The organism is Streptomyces sp. NPDC028419 (assembly GCF_055565515.1).
On record NZ_JBVHUE010000012.1, the window covers coordinates 225,017 to 234,064 of the forward strand.

Here is a 9,048-nt window from a genome sequence, read left to right on the forward strand (position 1 = left end):
TCAGCGGGGGGGATTCACATGGCGGCGGGGCGGCCCCGCCTGCAGGTCAGTTGGACCAGGGCCTGTTGTCCATGAGCTCGAACAGTTCCGCGTCGCTCACGTCGGTCAGGCTGACCGGGTCGCTCACGGTCTCGCTCCCGGTCCACTTGGCGAGTACCGACCGCAGCCGCACGGTGAGGTTCGCGCGCCTCGGGTCGTCCTCGGTGACCTCGTCGAGCAGGGCCTCCAGGGCGGTGAGCCGGCTCGCGGCGAGCGCGGCCGGGTCGATCTCCGGGAGCAGTTGCTGCTTGAGGTGGGCCGCGACGGCCGCGGGCGTGGGGTGGTCGAACAGCACGGTGACCGAGAGCCGCAGACCGGTGAGGGCGTTGAGCCGGTTGCGCAGCTCGACGGTGGTGAGCGAGTCGAAGCCGAGGTTCTTGAAGGGCCGCTCGGCGTCCACGGTCTCGATGTCCTCGTGACCGAGGACCACCGAGGCCTGCCGGCGCACCTCCTCGGTGAGCAGCTCCTCGCACTCCTTCGGGGACAGCCGCGCCAGTCGCTCGGCGAACCCGCCGCCCGCCGCGGTGTCCGCGGCGGCGGACGCCGTCCGCTTGGCGGGGGCCTTGACCAGGCCGCGCAGCAGGGGTGCGACGTCGCCGGTGAACTTGGAGGGGTCCAGCTGTACGGGGACGGTGTGGGTGTGGTTGTCGCCGGTGGCGGCGTCGAAGAGGGCGAGGCCGTCGGCGGTGGACAGGGCGCGCACACCGGTACGTGCCATCCGGTCGAGGTCGGCCCGGCCGAGCTCGCCGGTGATCCCGCTGGCCTGCGCCCACAGCCCCCAGGACAGGGACTGTGCGGGCAGTCCGAGGCGGCGGCGGTGGTGCGCGAGGCCGTCCAGGAAGGCGTTGGCCGCGGCGTAGTTGGCCTGGCCGGGCGCGCCGAACACGCCGGAGGCGGAGGAGAACAGCGCGAACAGGGCGAGGTCCTTGCCGCGGGTGAGCTCGTGCAGGTGCCAGGCGGCGTCGGCCTTGGGGCGCAGCACCGTGTCGAACCGCTCGCGGTTCAGGGCGGTGATGACTCCGTCGTCGATGACGCCCGCGGCGTGCACCACGCCCCGCAGGTCGTCGATTCCGGCCAACAGGCTGACGAGGTCGGCGCGTACGGCGACGTCGCAGGCCACCACGCGGGCGGTGGCGCCGAGTTCGGCGAGCTCCGCGACGAGTTCGGCGGCGCCGGGCGCCTGGGGGCCGCGGCGGCTGGTGAGCACCAGGTCCGTGACGCCGTACCGCTCGGCCAGGTGGCGGGCCACGGAGGCGCCGATGGAGCCGGTGCCGCCGGTGATCAGGACGGTGCCGTCCAGGGTCGCCGTGGGAATGGTGAGGGCGACCTTGCCGACGTGCTTGGCCTGGCTGAGGTAGCGGAAGGCCTCGGGCGCCCGGCGGGCGTCCCAGGTGGTCACCGGCAGCGGGGTGAGCACGCCCTCCTCGAAGAGCTGGCCGAGGTGGGTGAGCATCTCGCCGATGCGCTGCGCGCCCGCCTCGCCGAGGTCGAAGGAGCGGTAGAAGGTGCCGGGCCAGGAGGCGCCCACGGCCTCCGGCTCACGGATGTCGGTCTTGCCCATCTCGATGAACCGGCCCTCGGGGACCAGGAGGTCGAGCGAGGCGTCGGTGAACTCCCGTGCCAGGCAGTTGAGGACGACGTCGACACCCCGGCCGCCGCTCGCGGCGCGGAAGGTCTCGGCGAAGTCCAGGGTGCGCGAGGAGGCGAGGCGTTCGGCGGGGATGCCGGAGGCCCGCACGGTCGGCCACTTGGGTTCGCTGGCGGTGGCGTACACCTCGATGCCCCAGTGGCGTGCGAGCTGGACGGCGGCCATGCCGACACCGCCGGCCGCGGCATGGACGAGCAGCGACTCGCCCTCCTTGATGCGGGCGAGGTCCTGCAGCGCGTAGTAGGCGGTGAGGAACACGGTGGGCACGGCGGCGGCCTGGGCGAAGGACCAGCCGGTGGGGATCGGCGCGATGGTGCGGGCGTCGGTGACGGCCAGCGGGCCCGCGTACGCGCCCGACAGCAGGCCCATGACGCGGTCGCCGACCCGGACGCCGGTGACGCCGGGGCCGACCTCGGCGACGAAGCCCGCGCCCTCGGAGCCGAAGGCCATCTCGGTGAAGGACTTGGCGACGTCGACGACGCCGAGGGCGAGCAGGACGTCGCGGAAGTTGACGCCGGTCGCCCGGACCTCGACGCGGACCTGGCCGTCGGCCAGCGGCGCCTCGGCCTGGGGGCAGGACACGAGCCGCAGTCCTTCGAGGGTGCCGCTGCCGTCCACGTCGAGGCTCCAGGCGCCGTCGGCGGGCGGGGTGAGGGTGTCGGCGGGCACCACGCGGGCGAGCCGGGGCACCAGCGGGGCGCCCGCGCGCACCACGCTCTCCGTCTCCCCCGCCGCCACGGCGGCGGCGACGGCGGCGGGCAGGGCGGCGGCCGAGCGGGCGTCGCCGTCCAGGTCGATCTGGACGATCCTGCCGGGGTTCTCGGAGCAGGCCGAGCGGACCAGGCCGCGGACCGCGGACTGCACCGGGTCGATGCTGTCGCCGGGCACGGCGGCGGCTCCGCCGCGGGTGACGACCGCGAGGGTGGCGTCCGCGGTCTCCTCGGCGGCGAGCCAGGCCCGCAGCGCGTCGAGGACATCGCCGGTCACCTCGCGGGTGGCGGCCAGGGTGTCGTCGCCGCCCGCGGGCGCGGGCAGCAGTACCACGCCGGGCAGTTCCCCGCCGGTGCGTACGGTCTCCTGGAGCGCGGCGAGGTCGGCGAAGCGGACGGCTGCCTCGGCGCCGGGGGCGAGGTCGCCCGCGCTCCCGAGCACGGCCGGGCTCTGCGCGGACTGTACGGGGGCCTCGGGCAACGCGACCCAGTCGAGGCGGAACAGGCCGTCCACGCGCGGTCGTTCGCGGAGGTCGGCGCCGCCCACGGGCCGCGAGGTGAGCTCGTCGACCGTGAGCACCGGCAGACCCGCGGAGTCGGTCATGGTCAGGGACAGGGAGCCGGCGGCGTTCGGGGTGAGCCGGACGCGGGCCGCGGTGGCTCCGGTGGCGTGCAGGCGTACCCCGCCGAAGGAGAACGGGAGCCTCGGCTCGATGCCGCTCTCCTGGTCGAGGGCGGTGGCGATCTGGCTGTGCAGGGCCGCGTCGACCAGCGCCGGGTGCACGCCGAAGCGGGCCGCGTCCGCGCCGCCGCGCTCGTCCAGGGCGACCTCGGCGAAGAGTTCGTCGCCGCGCCGCCACAGGGCGCGCAGCCCCTGGAAGACGGGGCCGTAAGCGTAGCCCCACTCGGTCAGCCGCTCGTACAGGCCCTCGACCGGAACGGGCGTGGCGTCGGCCGGCGGCCAGGCGGACTCCTCGGCCACGGGCGCGGCGGCGGGCTCCGCGGTCAGGGTGCCGCTGGCATGTCCCGTCCACTCCTGCGCGCCGCCGTCGGCGCCGGCGGGGCGGGAGAAGACCCGCACCTGACGGGTGCCGTCCGGGTCGGCCTCGCCGACGGTGACCTGGACGTCGACGCCGGGTCCTTCGGCGGCCAGGGCCAGCGGGCTCTCCAGGATGAGTTCGGCGACCTGGTCGCAGCTCGCGTACTCGCCCGCACGCAGGGCGAGTTCGACCAGAGCGGTACCGGGTACGAGGACCCGGCCGAGGACCTGGTGGTCGGCGAGCCAGGGATGGGTGCGGGTGGAGATCCTGCCGGTGAGTACGTAGCGGTCGCCGTCGGCGGCCTCGACGCCCGCGGACAGCAGCGGGTGCCCCACGAGGGAGAGCCCGGCGCCGGAGACGTCGGCCGCGCCGCCGGTACCCCCGGAGAGCCAGTAGCGGCGGCGCTGGAAGGCGTAGGTGGGCAGGTCGACAGCGCCGGTGGCGGCGGTGGGGTCGGTGGCGTACACCGCGTCCCAGTCGACGTGGACGCCGCCGGTCCACAGCTGGGCCAGGGAGGTCAGGAGCCTGCGGGTGCCGCCGTCGTTCCTGCGCAGGGTGCCGGTGACGGTGGCGGCGCGGGAGCCCGCCGGCTGGTTCGCGACCGTGTCCTGGACCGCGGTCAGCAGGACCGGGTGCGGGCTGACCTCCACGAAGGCGGTGTTGCCCTCGTCCAGGAGCAGCTGGATGGTCTCGTGGAAGCGGACGGGCTCGCGCAGGTTGCGGTACCAGTACTCGGCGTCGAGGCTCTCGCCGGGCACGGGCCCGGCGGTGACGGTCGAGTACATCGGGGTGTCCCCGGCGCGCGGGGTGACCGGCGCGGCGAGGTCGAGGAGCTGCTCGCGCACCCGTTCGGTGTGCGGGGTGTGGGACGCGTACTCGATGCCGACCTTCCGCGGCCGCATCCCGGCGGCCTCGGCCTCGGCGTTCACCTCGGCGAGCGCGTCGAGGTCGCCGGCCACGACGGTGGACTCGGGGCCGTTGGTCGAGGCGATCCACACTCCGGCCCGGCCCCCGATGAGCGCGGCGGCCTGCTCGGGCGTCGCGGAGAGCGCGTACATGGCGCCCTTGCCCGACAGGTGCTCGTTGAACACCCGGCTGCGCAGGGCCACGAGGCGGGCGCCGTCCGCCAGCGAGAGCGCACCGGCCGCGCAGGCGGCGGCGATCTCGCCCTGCGAGTGGCCGACGACGGCGGCGGGCACGACGCCCAGGGAGCGCCACAGCCGCGCGAGGGAGACCATGACGGACCACAGCACGGGCTGGACGATGTCGTCGCGCTCCAGCTTCTCGCCGCTGCGGAGCAGTTCGAGCGGGTCCCAGTCGAGGTGCTGGGTCAGCGCGTCGGCGCACTCGCGCATGGCCTCGGCGAAGACCGGGGACGCGGCCATGAGGTCGATGGCCATCCCCGCCCACTGCGAACCCTGGCCGGGGAAGACGAACACCACCTTCGCGTCGGACGAGGCGGCCTCGCCCGTCGTGACGTGCGCGGAGGACTCCTGCCCGGCGACGGTGTCGAGGCCGGAGAGCAGCCCGTCCCGGTCCCCGGAGAGGATGACGGCACGGTGGCGCAGCGCGGTGCGGTGCAGAGCGAGCGCGCGGCCGGTGGCGAGGACGTCCGCGGCCGGGTCGGCGGCGAACTGCCGCAGCCGGGAGGCCTGTTCGCGCAGTGCGGCGGGGGTGTGGCCCGAGACGACCCACGGCACGGTGGCGCCGATCGCGGCGAGCGGCACGGGTGCGGGGGTCTCGGGACCCGCCTCGACCACCTCGTCCTCGAACTGCTCCAGGATCACGTGGGCGTTGGTGCCGCTCACGCCGAAGGCGGAGATGCCCGCGCGGCGCGGGCGCCCGGTGCTCGGCCAGTCGGTGACCTCGGTGACGAGCCGTACGTCGCCCGCCTTCCAGTCGACGTGCGGGGTGGGCTCGTCCACGTTCAGGGTGGGCGGCACGAGGCCGTGCTGGAGGGCGAGCACGGTCTTGATGACGCTGGCCACGCCCGCGGCGGCCGCCGTGTGGCCGATGTTGGACTTCACGGAACCCAGCAGCAGCGGGCGGCCTTCGGGGCGGTCCTGGCCGTAGGTGGCGAGCAGGGCCTGGGCCTCGATGGGGTCGCCGAGCGTGGTACCGGTGCCGTGCGCCTCGACGACGTCGACCTCGGCGGCCGCCAGGCGGGCGTTGCCGAGCGCCTGGCGGATGACGCGCTGCTGCGCGGGACCGTTGGGCGCGGTCAAACCGTTGGACGCACCGTCCTGGTTGACGGCGGATCCGCGCAGCACGGCCAGGACGCGGTGGCCGTTGCGGCGGGCGTCCGAGAGCCGCTCGACGAGCAGTACGCCGACGCCCTCGCCCCAGGCGGTGCCGTCGGCCGCGGCCGCGAAGGCCTTGACGCGGCCGTCGGAGGCGAGGCCCTGCTGCTTGGTGAACTCGGTGAACATGCTGGGCGTCGACATGATCGTCACGCCGCCCGCGAGGGCCATCGTGCACTCGCCCTTGCGCAGTGCGTGCGCGGCCAGGTGCAGCGCGACCAGAGAGGACGAGCAGGCGGTGTCGATGGTGAGCGCCGGGCCCTCGAAGCCGAAGGTGTAGGCGATGCGGCCGGAGGCGACGCTCGCGGCGTTGCCGATCCCCATGAAACCGGCCAGCTCGGGCTGGTTGTTGCCGAGCATCAAGGTGGCGTAGTCCTGGCCGTTGGTGCCGACGAACACACCGGTCCTGCTGCCGCGCAGTGCCCTGGAGTCGAGACCGGCCCGCTCGATGGCCTCCCAGGAGGTCTCCAGGAGGAGCCGCTGCTGCGGATCCATGGCCAGGGCCTCGCGCGGCGAGATCCCGAAGAAGTCCGCGTCGAAGTCGGGGGCGTCGTGCAGGAACGCGGCGGCGCGGGTGGCCGATCCCGCCTCCTGACCGGGGGCGCCCTCGAAGAGGGCGTCCAGGTCCCAGCCACGGTCCGTGGGGAACTCGCTGACGCCGTCGGCTCCTTGGAGCACGAGCTTCCACAGCTCCTCGGGGGAGCCGACGCCGCCGGGGAACCGGCAGCCCATCCCCACGATCGCGATGGGCTCCCGCTCGGCGTCCTCGACCTCGCGCAGCCGGCCGCGGACCTTGTGCAGGTCGGCGCTGACCCGCTTGAGGTAGTCGAGAGTCTTGTCCTCATCCATGGTGGATCCCATTCGTGTGTCGCGCCGGATCGGTCCTTGCCGCTCGCCACTGGTGCGCGCGGTGCTGCCGGGGTGCGCCGGCTCGTTCGTGCTCAGGGGCCCGCCGTCGTGCGCCGACCCGTTGGTGCTTCCCGGACTGCTGTGGTTCACAGGCCGAGCTCGTTCTCGATGAAGTCGAAGACCTCGTCGCGCGACGCCGACCGCAGGTGCTCGGCCGCCGCCTCGCGGGGCGCGTCCGAGGACCAGCGCTCCGCCAGGGCCGTCAGCCTGGCCAGGACGTCCGGCGAGGGGGCGGCCTGGGCCGCGACCGCGGCGAGCCTTCCCTCGAGACGGTCGATCTCGGCCAGCACGGACTTCTCCGACAGTTCGCCCTCACCCAGTTGGGAGCTCAGGTGCTCCGCGAGTTCGGCCGGGGTGGGGTAGTCGAAGATCGAGGTGGCCGACACGGCGAGCCCGGTGGCCCCGGCCAGCCGGTTGCGGAACTCGACCGCCGCGAGCGAGTCGAAGCCCACGTCGCGGAACGGCTTGTCCGCCTCGATCGCCGCGATCCCCGTGTGTCCGAGCACGACCGCCGCGTGGGTGCGCACCAGCTCGGTCAGCGCCTGCTGCCGCTCGGCGCCGGAGAGCCCGGAGAGGCGTCGTACGAGCTCGGACGCGTCGTCCTCGGCGGGCGCGGCGGGTGCCTGCGCCCGCAGGGCCTCGGGGATGTCGGACAGCAGGGCGCTGGGCCTCGTCGAGGTGTACGACAGGGCGAACTTCTCCCACTCGACGTCGGCCACCGTCAGGCAGGTCACCCGCTGGTCGACCGCGTGCCGGAGCAGGACCAGCGCGGTGTCGGGCGCGAGCGCCCGCACGCCGCGTCGGCGCAGTTGCGCCTCGGCGTCGCCCTGTGCCGCCATGCCGCCCTCGCTCCACGGCCCCCACGCCACCGAGGTGGCGACGGCGCCGCGCGCCCTGCGCCGTTCGGCGAGCGCGTCGAGGTAGGCGTTGGCGGCTCCGTAGGCGCCCTGTCCCGCGCCGCCCCAGATGCCTGCGGTGGAGGAGAACAGCACGAACGCGTCCAGCTCGGTGTCGGCGAAGGCCTCGTCGAGGTGGCGTGCGCCGTCGATCTTGCCCGAGCTGATGGCCCTCACCTCGTGCGCCGGTGTCCCGTCGATGCGGCTGGACTGGGAGACGCCCGCGGTGTGCAGCACCGACGTGACGCGCACCCCGTCGGCCGCGAGCTCGCCGAGCAGTGCGTCCAGCGCGCCCCGGTCGGCGACGTCGCAGGCGGCGATGGTCACCGTGGCTCCCAGGCCGATCAGTTCGGCTTCCAGGGCCGCTGCCCCGGGGGCCTGGCGGCCCCTGCGGCTGGTCAGCACCAGGTGCTCCACTCCCGAGCGCGCCAGCCAACGGGCCACGTGGGCGCCGAGGGCGCCGGTGCCGCCGGTGACCAGGGCCGTGCCGCGCGGGGTCCAGCCCGCGCTGTCCACCGTGACCGCGAGGGGGGCGCGCCGCAGGCGCCGGGCGAGGATTCCGCCGACGCGCAGCGCCACCTGGTCCTCGCCGGTGGTCCCGGCCAGGACGGCGCCCAGCCGTGCGGTGTCCCGTACCCCGAACTCCTCGGGCAGGTCGATGAGACCGCCCCAGCGCTCCGGGTGCTCCAGCGCGGCCACGCGGCCGAGGCCCCACACCTGCGCCTGGCCCGGCCTGGTCGCCTCGGCGGCGACGGCGACGGCGCCCTGGGTGACGCACCACAGGGGCGCCGGCACGTCCGCCTCGCCCAGGGCGCGCACCAGGGCGTGGGTGGCGGCCAGCAGCCAGGCGTCGTCCTGGTCGTCCGCCAGCGCGAGGAGGGACAGCACTCCGCGCACGGGTGTGTCCGCGACCACGGCACGGAGCCGCTCGGCGAGGTCGTCGGGGTCCGTGGCGCCCGCCAGGTCGGCGGAGACGTCCAGGGTCACGACATCGAGGCCCTGTCGCTCCAACGTGGCCACACACTCCGCGGCCGCCGTGCCACCGGCGGTGATCTTCAGCCAGGTGCCGGTCGGTTGTGCGGCCGGTTCGGCGAGGGAGCGCCAGTTCACGTCGTAGCAGAGCGCGCCGAGGTCCGAACGCTCCTTGGACCTGCGGCGCCAGCCGGCGAGGACCGGCAGGATCTCCCGCAGCGGCGCCTGCCGCTCCCCCTCGTCCACACCGAGGGTGCGGGCCAGGACCTCGATGTCCTCGCCCTCCACCGCGGACCAGAAGGCCTGGTCGACCTCGGAGGTGTGCTCCTCGCCGGTGGCGGCGGGGGCGTCCAGCCAGTAGCGCTGTCGGTTGAAGGCGTACGTCGGCAACGCGACCCGACGCCCGGGACGCAGCTCCGGCCACGACACCGCAGCACCGCGGGTGTGCAGCCGGGCCAGGCCCTGCACGAACGACGCCAGCTCGCCCTGCCCGACCCGCACCGAGGGAATCGCGACGACACCCTCACCACGCCC

2 protein-coding genes are annotated in these 9,048 nt (G+C 74.8%); both read right to left on the reverse strand.

The features are described 5' to 3' along the window. Window positions 1-46: 46 nt before the first annotated feature. Window positions 47-6,586 carry an SDR family NAD(P)-dependent oxidoreductase gene (locus ACZ4UB_RS16905; protein WP_468070845.1) on the reverse strand — a complete coding sequence of 2,180 codons (6,540 nt, stop codon included), beginning with the start codon at window positions 6,584-6,586 and terminating at the stop codon, window positions 47-49. Between the two features lie 146 nt (window positions 6,587-6,732). Beyond that, window positions 6,733-9,048 (reverse strand): SDR family NAD(P)-dependent oxidoreductase (locus ACZ4UB_RS16910; RefSeq protein WP_468070847.1); only part of this gene is annotated, 2,316 nt, incomplete at its 5' end.

What these genes read in the sequence shown, in the direction of transcription:
- ACZ4UB_RS16905 (WP_468070845.1), bottom strand. Translation starts at nt 6,586, where the DNA reads ATGGATGAGGACAAGACTCTCGACTACCTCAAGCGGGTCAGCGCCGAC.